Origin of the sequence: Microbacterium sp. BF1, assembly GCF_019279095.1 — a bacterium.
In the GTDB taxonomy this organism is placed as follows: domain Bacteria; phylum Actinomycetota; class Actinomycetes; order Actinomycetales; family Microbacteriaceae; genus Microbacterium; species Microbacterium maritypicum.
Genome location: NZ_JAGYWT010000792.1, coordinates 1 through 702 on the forward strand (window position 1 = coordinate 1; position 702 = coordinate 702).

The 702-nt window shown below is 71.9% G+C and carries 1 protein-coding gene; it reads right to left on the reverse strand.

Going from position 1 to position 702, the window contains the following annotated elements; translation table 11 throughout:
• Positions 1–702, reverse strand: a 702-nt coding sequence (locus KZA10_RS16820; protein WP_218683472.1) for a fumarylacetoacetate hydrolase family protein, incomplete at both ends; no start/stop codon positions are given.

Genomic DNA, 702 nt, shown 5'->3' on the forward strand with positions numbered 1-702 from the left:
GCGGCGCCGCGGACCTTCGCGCGCAGGGCGAGGATGTCGCCGAGGGTGCCGGTCGTGGCATCGCCTCGGGCCTCGATGACGATGATCTCGCCGTCTTCCACGGCATCGAACGCGCGCTTCTGCGCGTTGTAGCCGCCGCCGTGCGCGGCGAAGAGGTCTTCGCGGAAGGGCACGAAGCGCAGCGTCTTGGCGGTGCCGACGATCTTGCTGCCGGTGATGTTCGCCGACACCCCGTCGATGAAGCAGGAGTGGTGTCCGCGCTTGCGGAGCTGGGCCGAGAGACCGGCCGTCGGGGCGGCGAGGAGCTGGGCGCGCAGTTCGGGGGAGAGGGCAGGAGCCTTCTCGACGGGAGGCAGGCCCGCCTCTTCGCGAGAGCCCCAGGCCTCGGTGCGCTGCAGGTCGTCGACGGCGGGGAGCGATCCGATCTCGCCGTCGAAAGGGGGCTCGCCCTGCGTCACGGTGGTGACGAGGCGTCCGGACGTGGGGGTGCCGGGGGCATCCGGGGCGTCCACCTCGACCTCGACGACGTCGCCGGGGACGATGACCGATGAGCCTGCGGGGGTTCCGGTGAGGATCACGTCGCCCGGTTCGAGGGTGAAGTGCTGGGAGAGGTCGGCGACGAGCTGCGCGAGCGGGAAGATGAGCCCGGCGGTGGTGTCGTCCTGGCGGAGCTCGCCGTTGACCCAGGCGCGCACCCGGAGG